This is a genomic window from Escherichia sp. WS568 (assembly GCF_046486085.1).
In the GTDB taxonomy this organism is placed as follows: Bacteria; Pseudomonadota; Gammaproteobacteria; order Enterobacterales; family Enterobacteriaceae; genus Escherichia; species Escherichia coli.
In genome coordinates this window covers 1-11,929 of record NZ_JBJQMC010000043.1, presented here as the reverse complement: position 1 = coordinate 11,929, position 11,929 = coordinate 1, and the positions used below count along the sequence as shown (strand labels likewise).

At 43.3% G+C, this 11,929-nt stretch carries 14 protein-coding genes and 1 pseudogene; 6 read left to right on the top strand and 9 right to left on the bottom strand.

Going from position 1 to position 11,929, the window contains the following annotated elements; all coding sequences use genetic code 11:
• The 3 genes from ACJHWR_RS24665 to ACJHWR_RS24655 form a co-directional block, all read left to right on the top strand.
• Window positions 1–283, top strand: a 283-nt coding sequence (locus ACJHWR_RS24665; RefSeq protein ID WP_219395738.1) for a Tn3 family transposase, incomplete at its 5' end; no start/stop codon positions are given.
• A 73-nt stretch (window positions 284–356) separates the two neighbouring features.
• The gene (locus ACJHWR_RS24660; RefSeq protein WP_181728339.1) at window positions 357–743 is read left to right on the top strand and encodes a hypothetical protein; all 387 of its coding nucleotides are present in this window, start codon (window positions 357–359) and stop codon (window positions 741–743) included.
• Window positions 744–909: 166 nt separating this feature from the next.
• Entirely contained in the window at window positions 910–1,437 is a 528-nt protein-coding gene (locus tag ACJHWR_RS24655) for a hypothetical protein (RefSeq protein ID WP_001027750.1), read from the top strand.
• Window positions 1,438–1,487: 50 nt separating this feature from the next.
• Here the strand turns inward: ACJHWR_RS24655 and ACJHWR_RS24650 are convergent, their stop codons facing one another.
• The 6 genes from ACJHWR_RS24650 to ACJHWR_RS24625 all read right to left on the bottom strand — a co-directional run bounded on the left by ACJHWR_RS24650 (window position 1,488) and on the right by ACJHWR_RS24625 (window position 5,484).
• Window positions 1,488–1,895: a hypothetical protein gene (locus tag ACJHWR_RS24650; RefSeq protein WP_000074418.1), complete on the bottom strand. Its 408-nt coding sequence runs from the start codon at window positions 1,893–1,895 to the stop codon at window positions 1,488–1,490.
• 29 nt (window positions 1,896–1,924) lie between these two features.
• Window positions 1,925–2,386 (bottom strand): hypothetical protein, encoded by a 462-nt coding sequence (locus ACJHWR_RS24645; protein ID WP_000185304.1) that lies wholly within the window; start codon window positions 2,384–2,386, stop codon window positions 1,925–1,927.
• Between the two features lie 336 nt (window positions 2,387–2,722).
• Window positions 2,723–2,920: a hypothetical protein gene (locus ACJHWR_RS24640; protein ID WP_000710701.1), complete on the bottom strand. Its 198-nt coding sequence runs from the start codon at window positions 2,918–2,920 to the stop codon at window positions 2,723–2,725.
• A gap of 694 nt (window positions 2,921–3,614) precedes the next feature.
• The gene (locus ACJHWR_RS24635; protein WP_001572392.1) at window positions 3,615–4,022 is read right to left on the bottom strand and encodes a hypothetical protein; all 408 of its coding nucleotides are present in this window, start codon (window positions 4,020–4,022) and stop codon (window positions 3,615–3,617) included.
• 47 nt (window positions 4,023–4,069) lie between these two features.
• Window positions 4,070–4,966, bottom strand: coding sequence for a hypothetical protein (locus ACJHWR_RS24630; RefSeq protein WP_000975182.1), 897 nt, complete (start codon window positions 4,964–4,966; stop codon window positions 4,070–4,072).
• A gap of 2 nt (window positions 4,967–4,968) precedes the next feature.
• Window positions 4,969–5,484 (bottom strand): thermonuclease family protein, encoded by a 516-nt coding sequence (locus ACJHWR_RS24625; protein ID WP_001572389.1) that lies wholly within the window; start codon window positions 5,482–5,484, stop codon window positions 4,969–4,971.
• A gap of 214 nt (window positions 5,485–5,698) precedes the next feature.
• Here ACJHWR_RS24625 and ACJHWR_RS24620 point away from each other — a divergent pair, with 214 nt between their 5' ends.
• Genes ACJHWR_RS24620 through ACJHWR_RS24610 form a run of 3 tightly spaced genes read left to right on the top strand, consistent with a single transcriptional unit; the run spans window position 5,699 to window position 8,696 of the window.
• Entirely contained in the window at window positions 5,699–7,126 is a 1,428-nt protein-coding gene (locus ACJHWR_RS24620; protein ID WP_000833382.1) for a DNA cytosine methyltransferase, read from the top strand.
• A gap of 60 nt (window positions 7,127–7,186) precedes the next feature.
• Window positions 7,187–7,354, top strand: a complete 168-nt coding sequence (locus ACJHWR_RS24615; RefSeq protein ID WP_000220758.1) for a hypothetical protein — start codon at window positions 7,187–7,189, stop codon at window positions 7,352–7,354.
• 22 nt (window positions 7,355–7,376) lie between these two features.
• Window positions 7,377–8,696: a DUF1173 family protein gene (locus ACJHWR_RS24610; protein WP_000078514.1), complete on the top strand. Its 1,320-nt coding sequence runs from the start codon at window positions 7,377–7,379 to the stop codon at window positions 8,694–8,696.
• A 279-nt stretch (window positions 8,697–8,975) separates the two neighbouring features.
• Here the strand turns inward: ACJHWR_RS24610 and ACJHWR_RS24605 are convergent, their stop codons facing one another.
• From ACJHWR_RS24605 to ACJHWR_RS24595, 3 genes and pseudogenes are all read right to left on the bottom strand, one after another.
• Window positions 8,976–10,181 carry a hypothetical protein gene (locus tag ACJHWR_RS24605; protein ID WP_001572381.1) on the bottom strand — a complete coding sequence of 402 codons (1,206 nt, stop codon included), beginning with the start codon at window positions 10,179–10,181 and terminating at the stop codon, window positions 8,976–8,978.
• Window positions 10,178–10,996 (bottom strand): DUF4942 domain-containing protein, encoded by an 819-nt coding sequence (locus ACJHWR_RS24600; protein WP_000193209.1) that lies wholly within the window; start codon window positions 10,994–10,996, stop codon window positions 10,178–10,180. Before ACJHWR_RS24600 ends, ACJHWR_RS24605 begins: the two co-directional genes overlap by 4 nt.
• Before the next feature lie 474 nt (window positions 10,997–11,470).
• Window positions 11,471–11,785: pseudogene (locus ACJHWR_RS24595) on the bottom strand (Tn3 family transposase); the annotation flags it as partial.
• Between the last annotated feature and the right edge of the window lie 144 nt (window positions 11,786–11,929).

The following is an 11,929-nucleotide window of genomic DNA, read 5'->3' as shown; positions in this document are numbered from 1 at the left end:
CCGCCTTGGGGAAATCAGGGATCGGAGCTTCGAGCAGCAGCGCTACCGGGCCAGCGGCCTCAACCTGGTGACGGCGGCTATCGTGCTGTGGAACACGGTGTACCTGGAACGCGCCACCCAGGGGTTGGTCGAGGCCGGCAAGCCGGTGGACGGCGAGCTGCTGCAATTCCTGTCGCCGCTGGGCTGGGAGCACATCAACCTAACCGGCGATTACGTCTGGCGGCAGAGCCGCAGACTGGAAGACGGGAAGTTTCGGCCCTTACGGATGCCCGGAAAACCTTAGCGTACGATTTTTTCCGAATTCTGCGGGCTCCCCTTTAAGATTTTGGCAAGCAGTAGCGTCCTCTGGTTTACCCATGAACATGGTAATACGGGAAAAACCATACCAACTTATGGTCGCTTTGATTGCTTTATATACGGCCATCCCTGTTGTTACAATAGTAATTTTATCTGGTCAGCAATCGCATAAGTTGGAACTAATTGCTGTGCATTTCATTACATTTATCACGATGGTGTTTGTTTTGCGTCGTAAGATGGGGAAACGTTGGCTGGATTTATTTGAAGAAAAATTAGCCATTTATAAACCTAATGATAAACTCGCGCTTAGCGAATTACACGAAAGCATACGTGAGAAAAATGGGCTAGACTTGCAGGATCTACAAGATTGGTACTGGAAAGAGAAGATGACATATGCGTATCACAAAGAACATAAAACAACCATAAGCTATCAAAAATTCAAGTAGCATTTTAAAATGTCAGGGGAGGGCTATTGTGATTTATTAAGTCGGCAAGGTTATTAGGTAGGGGTGTTCAATATGATAAATTCTTCGAGTGTGGTTATTTCAAGAGTTGTTCTGGTCCTTTGAGATAGCTAATTATCATTACAGACTTTATCGAAAGGTATGAATTATGAACATTACCGACAAAGAACTTAGCTCAAATACAGTGAGTCAGTATGGATGGAACTTAGGAGAGTTCAATCACTCAACGCCTTTTACATCTCATTTTATTTATATTACCGACTATCATAAAGATAATACATGGATGATTTCACTTTCGCAGGAGGATTTTAATACGACCAAAATTTCAACATCGTTAAGTCTAGATGCCTGTGTGTCCATGCTCGGAAAGATACTAAAAAAAATGTCTAACAAAATCGGTATCTCACAAACGGAAGAATCTGAATTCGCATTTCTTTTAACAAACTATATTAAACAAACTTTGACTTTTAGAGAATGGCAACGCAATGCTGAAGGAAATCAACGACTGCACTTTCTTATTAATATCTACGGTGCAAAAGAAGACGGTGGCGAAGTGGTTTTAAGACCATTTATTGTAAATCCTGATGAATTAATGCTTACTCCAGCGGATGTCGTTGAATTTAATTCGCAGGTTATCAAAGTTGATCGGCAGCGTCATCCTGAGTGGTTCCGTTAACAGGTCACAAGGGTTAAGAGCCTGAAAGGCTGCGATAGGGTATACGCAGCCTATTCTGTATAGCCGTCGCGTAATAATTGTTCTAAATGACTATCGACCGTTTCCTGATCACCAGGAATATATCGAGGCCATCCTGTTATATCGTTGGCGAGTTTCACTATGTATGGATGAAACCCAAACTGTTCGGAAGTGATGTCAATATAATATTGCACTTCTTCGAAATTCAACTCACACCAATAATGGCCAAAGCCACCACACTCTATAAATATACCGCCATCATCTGCACCGTTACCCCCACGGACAACAGCATCTAGACCTTTAGTTTTTGCTAAATAACACACAAGATAGCTTGCAAAAAGGCAAGTGCCTGCCGTCTTCTCTATGCCGCACTCCGTTAAAATTGAAAGTAGCTTTTCATGCGCCACTCTTGCAATGTCTGATACCAATTCCGGGGACATGTTAGCTCCAGTGAAATTGTTAGATCGACTTAAACAGATAATAACTCAATATTTTCATGAAGTACTTGTGGGTTCTTAAACCAATAGCCGGAACCACACATCCAAGGTTCACCTGGGAAAACAAAACCTTCTTGAATAAGGTATTTGCGGAATAGGGGAGGCAGTACATTTTCAATTTTCAAAATGTAATTTTGTTCATCTGCAATACATTTCAATTCTGCAAGAAGCGCTCTAAAAATGCCTGTGCCGGGCTCTTTAACTGAGATAGTTGAAACAACCATGACCGGATATCCCAGGACCGAACACATGCCTGCTCTTGCCCGGATGTAGAGCTCCTCGAAATGGTGTAAGCCGTGTACATGAGAAGACCTTATGGGTATCTTACCATCTGATGCCTGCGTTATAAGGTCGGCGAAAACCTTTTTGATTTTCAGCAAATCTGCCTGAAAATTTTGATCGTTCAAAGGAAAATCAGATTGAGAATTTGTCATTACATATCTTATGTTTTAAAAACTTAACTTTGATAAAGCAAAGGAATACGCTGATCGTCATGTGATCCAAATTGAGCAATGAATTTTAATTCGGAACAGCTAAAGACAAAGCAGTAGGGTGCAATAATTCAGGATGTCGATACTATAAGAAGAATAGTGGTATGAATGTAGCAATTACCTCAATATGAGGGGGGCAACTGTTGATGCTGTACATACATACAGTATTTAACATAATCTTTGTTATATGTACTTATAAATCAATGACATAAGGTTTAAAGATCGTATGATCTACGCACTAGGTCATGGCTTGTAATGAGTGAAAAAAGGTTCAAGATTTTAGAGAAATGCTCCCAAGATCAACATGGCGGCATAAGTTTTCCAGCTTGACCAATCAATCGTGGAACCAAGCAACAGATAGAATGCCAGGCCTACCAGCCCCAGCTTTACTACTATCCCAATTAATATGGTAAAGATAGACTCATCGCGTTCGCCTTTAAGTAATTTACAACGCGTAATTAGATCGTCTTTTTTCATGTAGAATCCCTTAGAGTTATTAAAGTCCTGCATTAGAAGTTGTTACCTGCCGAAGTTACCTCGTATGAGTTAACTGTGGCTCCAAACATACAAAATATAAGCTGTGCCAATTGAAAGGATTAGAAAAGCACAGTTACTAATAAAATCTACTAATGCTTGTAGCTTCTTTAGTCTCACTATTGCTGGACCGTGTTCAGTAGAGGTACTACTCAGCCCTTTTGTTCTGGCACTCTCTGCTTTTCTGAAAAAATTGTAATGCAATCCTGACCGCAAGCAAAACCATGCCAAACCAGTCGTTATTACGATATTTATGTAGAAAGCATATTGAATCATTTGTTCAGTTTCGAAGCTTTCCATTGAAAACCCTTTGTTGAAATGTTGAATAAAATTATTTTTAGTAAATGTAAGCAATAAATAGAACGAATATTAATAGTGAAAGATGCAATGCCAACATCTGCTTATGATGCCTTATGAGGATTTCTTCCTTCGCATTCATTAAATCGTACATCTCATCAATATTTTTATTGCTGGTATATTCGAGACGTTCATCACGAAGTAATTTGAACTTTACCAATACGACAAGTGATTTAATAATAAAGCTCGTAAGCATAACAGTTATAGACAAAAATAAAAAATAGGCCAAATTCATATATCACTCTATGGAGATTAATAGAAAAATTTATAATAAGTAATCTCATAGAGCATTACTTGAATCTTCTTCCCATACTAAGGACTCACCGAGAAATTTAGTTAAAGATGATTTGGCATACTGTGGTTCGGAAAAAAAACGTGGGAACCAGCCGTCAAAGCTTTGGGTACCATTGTGACGATTTTCAGGCGAGACTGATAAGCGGTACCCGTCTCCGTAAGGTGAAATGCTAAATGTGTATCCATCATCTGTCTTTGAGATCAGCGTTTTGCTTGTCATATGACTAATAGATACCGTTAACTCCTTTGGTGTTTGTATCACCGAAAGAAGAAACAATGCGCTTATGGCTGCAAAAATCCAGCAATATAATGATGCATCCATAAAACCAGCTACAACACTCGATCCCAAAAAAAACCAAAATAAACTTATTAAGATTACTGAGTTTTCATTCATGTCTGTTCCTTGTTATTACTAATTATATTATGCTTTATAGTTGACCGTCAGACTACCCACGGGTTTTGACGAACAAAGTCACGCACTCCATTTATACATGCTTTTGAGATGACTTCAAAATAAGGATGGTTTGATGGAATCATATTCCCGGTATTATCAAGAAGCATAATAGTCCCTAAAGACCGAACCAGTTGATATTCATTGAGCTTACGCTTTAGCAAAGTTTGCAATCTATAAATTGTCTCACCGGAACTGTTACCTTCGATACCTACAACAGAGACCGTACAGTTCACTTCCTGATTATCAGATTGATAATCGAACCAGTAATTTTCGTTGTAATTTCCTTTTTGCGCATGCTCAATTTTGCCAGGCCATTTTACCCATAAAGAAGAGTTGTTTTTAGATCGTAAGATCTGCTTCAGCGTTTCCAATGGATTTTTTTCATCAACCTCAGACCAGGCCGAAATAAATTCTTTCTGCATTGCCTCAGGGTCTATAACGGCAATGAAATCAAATTCCTCTTTATTGATAGAGTTGGCTCGATCTTTGAGATAAAACAGACCGAGTTTATATCCCTTTTCACTTTTCCAGTTTGCTCCCACAGGCTGATAGTCTGTATTTATAAACGGTTTGAAAGTGTGAGTGTCGGGAGAAAAAATTACTGAGGGTGCCAGCACCCGGCCTCGGTGTCGTATTGGATTTACATATATTTTTTCCCCGTCACATAACATTTCAATAATTGCTTTTGTCACAACTACTGAAATAGAAGGTCTACATGTATTTTGATTTATTTCCCCGAGGTGCGCCAAACTTCCATCCTCACTCTTCAACACCTTTGTAAGGCAAGTCGGGCAATACTGTTGATCTCTATAATAAACAGGCATGGTTAGACGACCGGAATCGTTTAGTACCAACTGAAGTAACGGATGAGGCTCTTTCATCATGGTTATTTCTTCTCTTTCACCTTTCTGGGCTTTTCGTTTGCCTGTCTCCACTGCCATGGTGGGACAGGGTTGGTGTCTGCCCATAACCCTTTTGCCTCCTTTTGTGCTGCGGATTCATATTTGATATAGCCAGGGACAATGGCGTTATCTTCGAACCGATAAACCCACGCATATCCACTGTCCACCATAGAGGCATTGATATCATATCCATCTAACCAGATGGTACCTAACATACGGCCATAGATATCCGTACCATGGTCTATCACGGTAACGATTTTAGTTGCTATAGCTGTGGTTAAGGCCTGTTTTGCTTTTTGGCCAAAAGCCTGTTTAGATTCAGGAGCGTCTATACCATACATCCGTATTTTGATGGTTGTGTTTTGAGCATCCAACGCAGTTATGGTGTCACCGTCAACAATCTTAACCACCTTTGCCTCAAAAGTTGTTGAGTTCCCCCAGGACGCCACTGGGAATACAACAATCATGATGGGCAAAAGTAACTTTGTTAAAAAAAACATCATTTCACCTTGATTTGTTGAGTACAGACATGTATCCACAAGCCTATTTACAGGCAGTATTTTAACAAGTCATTATTTCATGGGCGGGCTTAAAACCAATCTTTTTGCAACTTAAAGGCAGAATAATCACAATAAATTTAGAACCTGAACCAAAAAATAATCCAAATTAAGCGTGTTAATCTATCTCAAAGATATTATTCCTGAGAGAGTTTGGATGAAACGTTACACTCATGATCTTGAGACAGACCTGAATGATGTGGATAAAACACCATCTCTGATCCACAAAACTTTGTTAACAGCTTCGACCATTTATGACCTGAAATATCTGGCTCAGGTATTAAATGATGAAAATGGCAGTAATTGGTCCCGTGCATCCCTTAAACGTCAGGTTACATGCATACCTGAGCATTGTGAGCTGAGTATCGCAGATGGACGCTATCTACAGACTTTAATACCTTCACGACCTGCTGATTATGAGGACAGGCACTTTAGCTTTATCGATCTGTTTGCAGGGATAGGTGGACTGCGAAGCGGATTTGATGCCATCGGTGGTAAATGTCTTTTCACGAGCGAATGGAATACTTATTCCAGCCGTACTTACCGGGCGAACTGGTATTGCGATGAGAACGAGCACCGCTTCAATTCAGACATCCGTGACATCACTCTTAGCAACCGGCCCGAGGTTACTGATGACGAGGCATACAAATTTATCGATGCCTCTATCCCGGATCATGATGTTCTTCTTGCGGGATTTCCATGCCAGCCATTCAGCATCGCCGGTGTCAGTAAAAAGAACTCTATGGGTCGCAAACACGGTTTCGAGTGCGACACTCAGGGTACGCTCTTCTTTGATGTGGCCAGGATCATCCGGGCAAAACAACCTGCAATTTTTGTTCTGGAAAACGTAAAAAATCTGAAGAGTCACGATAAGGGTAATACCTTTAACATCATCATGAAAACGCTCGATGAGCTTGGCTACGACGTCGCAAACAGCGAAAGCACGGGCGCGGATGATCCTAAAGTCATCGATGGCCGTCATTTCCGACCCCAGCACCGTGAACGTATCGTCCTTATTGGTTTTCGCCGCGACCTACGTCTGAAAGACGGTTTTACTCTGAGAGACATTAAAGACTTTTATCCGGACAAGCGCCCTTCTCTCTCAGATTTACTGGATCCGAGCGTAGATAGTAAATACATCCTCTCCCCTAAACTCTGGGAGTACTTATACAACTATGCAAAGAAACATGCGGCAAAAGGCAATGGTTTTGGTTTTGGACTAGTAGATCCTTCCAATGTTAATAGTGTCACCAGAACCCTCTCAAGCCGCTATATGAAAGACGGATCTGAAATTCTTATTGATCGGGGCTGGTCTCATGAACTGGGAGAAACTGATTTCCATAACACATACAACATGGACCGTCGGCCACGCATGCTAACGCCACGTGAATGCAGCAGGCTAATGGGCTTCGATAAACCCGGGGAAAGTGTTTTCCGTATCCCTGTGTCCAATACACAGGCTTACAGACAGTTTGGGAACTCCGTGGTCGTTGATGTCTTTGCGGCCGTCGCCAAACTGCTGAAGTCACGAATTGAATTTGCAGCCTCCCAGCGCTTGCGGCAGTTTTACGACGAAGTCAGCTGACCTGAGCTCCTTCATCAATTTAAATGCTTAAGATTGTTGTAATAATGTCAGAGGTCAACCATGACGTATTTCGAATCAGCTGAAGGTGAGACGGTATCTAAAGAACGAGCATTACAAGAACTGTCCAGGCATTGCGTTCCCGAAACAGATTTCGAAGAATTCTTTAGCGACATGGGCGTAAAGGAACAGTATGACGCTCAGGAAGTGTTGCTCTGGTTGGGATATTAAACTTCCTGTTTAGGAGACTACTATGAGCCAAAAATTCGCAGTGATGATTGCTTACGACGACGATCCAAACGTCAAAAGGTATTCACCTGACTTTCAAACGCAGGATGAGTTTGCTAAAGGGTGGCAGTCGGCTCTTAAAAAGGCACACCACACCTCAGGTCAAAAATCAGTCATCACCTGCGGATGTCGTGGAAAAGGAGAAAAGCGACTTTATGTTCGTGCTTTACCGAACGGTGATGCCTTTATTCTCGTCAAAGCCGCTAACACGGGCATTGAGCATGATCCTTCCTGTGTATTCTTCTCCCTTGATGCCCGGCATACCGGCCTGAAAGGATATGCGAGTGGTGTGGTCCGGATTACAACCGAAGGTGATATGGCTGTAAGGCTCGGTATCGGTATGACAGAGAAAGATCCTCCTGAAAAATCAGAAGTGCCTCCCCTGCCCCATGTTCAGCGACCAGAAGGAGGTCAGGCCTCAATGACCCTCCTGGGCTTGCTTAGTCTTTTGTGGACAGAGTCTGGTCTGAATGTCTGGTACCCGAAAATGGCAGGGAAACGTAACGATTCACTGGTACGGTATCGTCTGCTTGAAACCGCTAAACAAATTCGTACCGGCAGAGCCTGCATAGGTGACCATTTATTCATTGGTGTACCTGACCCGAAACAACCTGTCGCTCAGTCGCAAATTCAGCGTCTTTCATCACAGGCGATGAGTGATAAACGTCTCATGCTCCTGTCAGTTTTACCTCGCTACGATGCTGAAAAGCATGAGAAGCCACTTAAATTTTTACCCCTGCGGAATTTTGGGGGGCTACCGCTGATTTTTTTCAATTCAGAAGTCCATTGGGATAGCGTAAAGAAACGATTTTCATCGGAGTACGCAGCATGGAAATCCGGGGCGAAAATAGTTGTCTTTGCGTTGACGTCACCAGCTGCGGTAACCGGCAGAGGCCCTTCTGTAAGAGCTCATCAAATTGTACTGATGCACGTTAGCGAGAACTGGATACCTCTGGACTCCTCCTATGAGGCGGTTGTTGCAGAAAAGCTGGATGCAGAGCACCGGCAGTACGTTAAGCCCATGCGTTATGATGCGAGTATTAGTGAGGTGTTCCCTGACTTCTACCTGCTCGACACAAAAAGCGATAAGCCGTTCCCGATGGAAGTATTTGGTATGGCCACTCCTGCTTATCTGGCCCGAAAGCAACTCAAAAAAGATTATTACAACCGTGAATATGGGCCTTATGGATGGTGGCACTGGGATGCGACCACAGCATCTGAAACTATGGTGCTGCCTCATTTTCCAGAATCACGCAAACCTCTTTCAACTGACACACCTGCTTAAAATGGAGAAAAAATGTCCTACATGCTTTCGCTAAGCGAACAGACAAAACTGAACGCTTTCCTGTCAGGGATCCTAGATGATTACAAGACTGGGGTTATCACTCAGATACAAGCTGTTGGTAGAATCGGTAACGTGTTTTCTGCTCTGGAAAGTGGAGACTCAAAAAAGGTAGTGCATTTGTTGACTGAAGGACGAAAACTCCTGCGGACGGGCTGAATGTCCGCAGAAGTTCTTATGTGCCAGGGGATGCAGAGAAGTGTATCAACCTGGCTTCATTTATCATGATGTTTTTCTGCTACGCGGCTGTTTTGACTTTCCAGTACCTCCCCCTGCCATTGCACCAGTTAATGTATCAATGGTGCCTTTTAGGGATTCTGAGATTGTTTTCTCCGCCTCCAGGGTAGCTTCCAGCTTCATTACTTTGGCCTGGAGCGTTTTGAGTTCATTGCTTTGTTCAGCCACTTCCGCTTCATAGCCCTGGCTGACCAAAGTTACTTTATTCAGGTCGGCGCTCAGCGACTCGTTTAGTTTATGGAGTTCAGTAAGCTCGGCATTCACCGCCACCAGGTCACCCTCTTTCCCGGACAGTGCACTTTTCAGCTCAGTACAAAGGTTCTGTGCAGCAATCAATTCCTGTTCAAACCTGTCCCTCTCTGCCTTTGTATCTGACACAGTCTGACTTAACTGGTCGCATTGTCTGGAAAGACCGGCGTTATCAGAACGCTGCGTGTTGATCTCTTCGTTCAGCTTTTTTTGATATTCAAGGTGACCAGCGATCTCTGTTTTACGTTCAGCCAGTTGCTGGGAGAGTGAGTCATTTGACTGCTGTGCGAGGCTCAATTCATGCCGTGTGCTATCTAACTGGTGATGGCAGGTTTCGAGTTCTGCTTCGGCAACATTCAGCCTTGTTTCTAACTCCTTGACGGTACTGTCCCGGATCTCTAATCGACCCTGTAGTGCCTGATTCTCAAGTTTCAGCTCATCCATATCGGTAGCGCTTTGCTCAAGCCGCTGTAACAGCTGCGTTACCTCCTCCTCCAGCTGCATGCTACGTGCTTCAGCTTTTTTAACACTATCATTCTGTATTGCGGTATAGCTTCTACGGTAGTGCCAGGTGATGTACGAGATAATATCGCCGAGTGCAACCTTTACCTCATCGGGTATATCCAGGTAACGGGCCTCTTCAGGAACCTCTTTAACATACTTCTGGTACTCCGCGAACATCTCCTGTGACCTTGCAAACGAGCCGCCAACAGCGTTTCTGAGCCAGTGAACTTTGAAGCTCAGATCGATATTTTCCGGGTTAATTTCTTTCTCTTTGCACAGACGTTCGATTGCATTGAAGTAATCGATCATCGCGATAGATGAGTACCTTGAACGACCCATTTCCTTTGATTTTTCAGTGGATTCGCTGCGGATGTCATTCTGCACCTCTGGCGGGGTAGCATCGTTCAGGCTTTTTTCTTTATCATTTTCAATCATCATTTTTTTCCTGCGGCCGGAAGCTGGTTTGCAAAATATATGCTGATAAGATCGTTCAGAGCATTCAGAAGCGAGATACTGTCGATGCAAATATGAACGTTTCCATTCTCAAACAGGCGACACCGCCAGCCATTCTCATCACTGACCTCGCCTGTGAATTCTGTATTTCTCATGGCCGTCAGCCTGTCGACCATACTCAGCCCACCGCCGGTTGCAGGTGTTGGAGTATCAGAACAGATGCATACAATATTCTCAAAGTCGCGTAAACAAAAGTGATTGTCCTGCGAGAAACCGTTGTACCTCAGCACGTTCACACCAGGAAAAATCCCCCGAAGAACAAGCTTTTTTGGCATTGTATATTGCCTGGCATTGCTTTTGAAACTTCGGTCAAGCTTGTTGAGAACATCAACGAAACCTTCTGCAAGGGTGTCTCGTCTGTTAGCCAGTGCATGCTGTAATGTTCCCTTAACAATCTCCAGGGAAGCGACGGGCGGATCCGTACGAAGGGATTCGTTAAAGGCTTCTTTTTGCTTATGGTTCCAGTACCGGTCCATACCTGTTTCTTCAAAGAGCCTTTTCCACGTTTTACGGTCAATTTCCTTACGCCCCTCCTCGATGGTGCGATCCAGTGACGACGGAAGACCAAATGCGTTGGGCTGCATAATTCTGCTGGTGAAGAGAGAGAGACCGCACAGTTCCGACGCTTCCGAGATTAACCGCATCCCTTCTTCGAATTTCTGCATGGCCATATCCCGGGCGCTGATGAGCTGCCCTGTCCGGCTCGCCGGTACTGGCTCAGAACCCTGGTTTTGAGTCATTTTACACTCCATTTTGGTATGTCAGAACATTTTGATTTGAGCAAAGGTAGGACACTATAAAACCTATAGAATTTACGTAGAAACGCGTTTAGTAAAGGCTTTACTAATTACTAATGACTAACATATTAGCACTTTCAGATATGCCAGCAATAACCCCAGCCAGTGAAATAATGTGATGAGCCCATTAATTGGGGGTAATCATTCTATCTGGTTGATATTTAACGCTTTTAATTGTCATCCTTATGTAAGCCTATGGGATTTACTCCTAATTAAATCCCATTGTATGAAAAATAGGCATTTATAAGCTTTCATGACGTGACGTTGTCACGTATATCAATGGAATTTAGTCACTAGTAAAGAGTTAACTAGTGACTATCTGCCTAATCGGTGTGCTTGAACGGTGCACTCCAGGGCGGATATAAAAATTGATGAGAGATATACGGGGTTTGAGGGCCAATGATGTAAAAAACCACGCTAAGGAGGTAATTCATTGTTTAAATTGAGATTTAACGGCCTCAATTCCCCCTTCATAATATCCTCCGGTAGTGTGAACGTATAATGTCCCAGCATGTTGATATGACCATGCATCAGAGGCGAAAGCCGCGCGATATGTTCATCTTCTGGCCCTTCCCCAGTGCTACGCAGGTGCGACAAGGCTTCCTGCATATAAAGCGTATTCCACAGCACCACTGCGTTTGTCACCAGACCCAGCGCACCCAACTGATCTTCCTGCCCCTCGCGGTAACGTTTTCTGATCTCACCACGCTGACCGTAGCAAATGGCTCTTGCCGGCACTGTTGCAAATAGTCGGTGGTGATAAACTTGGCACTGTTGCAAATAGTCGGTGGTGATAAACTTATCATCCCCTTTTGCTGATGGAGCTGCACATGAACCCATTCAAAGGCCGGCATTTTCAGCGTGACATCATTCTGT

What these genes read in the sequence shown, in the direction of transcription:
- ACJHWR_RS24660 (WP_181728339.1), top strand. Translation starts at nt 357, where the DNA reads ATGAACATGGTAATACGGGAAAAACCATACCAACTTATGGTCGCTTTG.
- ACJHWR_RS24655 (WP_001027750.1), top strand. Translation starts at nt 910, where the DNA reads ATGAACATTACCGACAAAGAACTTAGCTCAAATACAGTGAGTCAGTAT.
- ACJHWR_RS24650 (WP_000074418.1), bottom strand. Translation starts at nt 1,895, where the DNA reads ATGTCCCCGGAATTGGTATCAGACATTGCAAGAGTGGCGCATGAAAAG.
- ACJHWR_RS24645 (WP_000185304.1), bottom strand. Translation starts at nt 2,386, where the DNA reads ATGACAAATTCTCAATCTGATTTTCCTTTGAACGATCAAAATTTTCAG.
- ACJHWR_RS24640 (WP_000710701.1), bottom strand. Translation starts at nt 2,920, where the DNA reads ATGAAAAAAGACGATCTAATTACGCGTTGTAAATTACTTAAAGGCGAA.
- ACJHWR_RS24635 (WP_001572392.1), bottom strand. Translation starts at nt 4,022, where the DNA reads ATGAATGAAAACTCAGTAATCTTAATAAGTTTATTTTGGTTTTTTTTG.
- ACJHWR_RS24630 (WP_000975182.1), bottom strand. Translation starts at nt 4,966, where the DNA reads ATGATGAAAGAGCCTCATCCGTTACTTCAGTTGGTACTAAACGATTCC.
- ACJHWR_RS24625 (WP_001572389.1), bottom strand. Translation starts at nt 5,484, where the DNA reads ATGTTTTTTTTAACAAAGTTACTTTTGCCCATCATGATTGTTGTATTC.
- ACJHWR_RS24620 (WP_000833382.1), top strand. Translation starts at nt 5,699, where the DNA reads ATGAAACGTTACACTCATGATCTTGAGACAGACCTGAATGATGTGGAT.
- ACJHWR_RS24615 (WP_000220758.1), top strand. Translation starts at nt 7,187, where the DNA reads ATGACGTATTTCGAATCAGCTGAAGGTGAGACGGTATCTAAAGAACGA.
- ACJHWR_RS24610 (WP_000078514.1), top strand. Translation starts at nt 7,377, where the DNA reads ATGAGCCAAAAATTCGCAGTGATGATTGCTTACGACGACGATCCAAAC.
- ACJHWR_RS24605 (WP_001572381.1), bottom strand. Translation starts at nt 10,181, where the DNA reads ATGATGATTGAAAATGATAAAGAAAAAAGCCTGAACGATGCTACCCCG.
- ACJHWR_RS24600 (WP_000193209.1), bottom strand. Translation starts at nt 10,996, where the DNA reads ATGACTCAAAACCAGGGTTCTGAGCCAGTACCGGCGAGCCGGACAGGG.